At 47.4% G+C, this 1,037-nt stretch carries 1 protein-coding gene and 1 pseudogene; both read left to right on the top strand.

Translation table 11 applies throughout. From position 1 onward, the window contains the following. Positions 1-386 (top strand): HEPN family nuclease (locus RTW80_RS25895; RefSeq protein ID WP_312720935.1); only part of this gene is annotated, 386 nt, incomplete at its 5' end. Between the two features lie 11 nt (positions 387-397). Then, positions 398-1,000 (top strand): annotated as a pseudogene (locus RTW80_RS25890) (hypothetical protein); the annotation flags it as partial. Positions 1,001-1,037 lie beyond the last annotated feature (37 nt).

Below are 1,037 nucleotides of genomic sequence, written 5' to 3'. Positions count from 1 at the left end.
ACTATACGCTTACTCTGAACTGTCTTTTGGGCCTAATCGTGATGCCGAGAGAGCGCGCTGTTTCTTACCTCCCGTCGGATCGTCTAACGCCAGAGCTTAAAGCTGAAATTGGGTTAAACGAGTCGCAGTTACCGGGTGAGGAAATGAACTTAAGAGAACTGATTCATAAAATGCGAAATTCTGTGGCGCATTTCTGTGTTCAGGTTGAATCTATCAGCGATGCACGCCTAGTTGATCAAATCATCTTCAAAGAGACGCATGGTGCTGGCCGGGCTTATGCAATTTTCAGTGCCCCGGAGCTTCTCCCATTTCTAAAATATTACGCGGCTTTGTTGATCGCCAATATGAGACGCCATCGGGGTGTCCCCACGACTGACGTTGTGTAAGGAATGCAACCATGTTTACTCTCGATTGTTCAACACGATCTCAGGCGCTGCTTTCACTTTCATCCGGTTTTGGTTGTAGTGTAATGGAGCTAAAAAAGGTTTTGTTATCTCTCGATCTTGAGCAGATTTACGAGACGGATCATTCCATTATGATCGATTCACGACAGTATCTGAGAGAGTACGTATGTAGGGAACTGGGTATTCCGGGTGAGTTCACCACCGCATACTGGTTTCATGGTACCCGCACTTCTGCTGATAATACTTTTGAAAATGGTTTACTTGCACTGAACCAAACTGAGTCACTGGTGATGGACATGCTGGTAAATCTGGCTCCAGACGCTGAGGTCAAAGAGAAATTACAGGCCTGGAATTTTCATGCAGGCGTACCTGATCACCTGTTTCGGACCCGAACCAGGGATAAAATGCACTGGGGACCATATGGTCACCTTGTGCGGGAGGTCCATCTTCATGCACGTAAACTCTGGCAGCACGACTATGTACGGCTGCCGGAGCTGGTAGAGGATGTCTGCAATGCTTACAAAAAAAAATATGGGCAGGATCTTACAGGACATTATCTTGAGGTACTGAAACCTTGCATAGTCTGTTTCAGGGCGCTGAAGCTGTAGCGGAACGGCGCGCCATCATCCGGCA

It is taken from the genome of Escherichia sp. AM3, assembly GCF_032029835.1.
GTDB classification, from domain to species: Bacteria; Pseudomonadota; Gammaproteobacteria; order Enterobacterales; family Enterobacteriaceae; genus Escherichia; species Escherichia coli.
The sequence above is the reverse complement of the archived record's forward strand: the minus strand, read 5'-3'. Positions and strand labels throughout refer to the sequence as shown.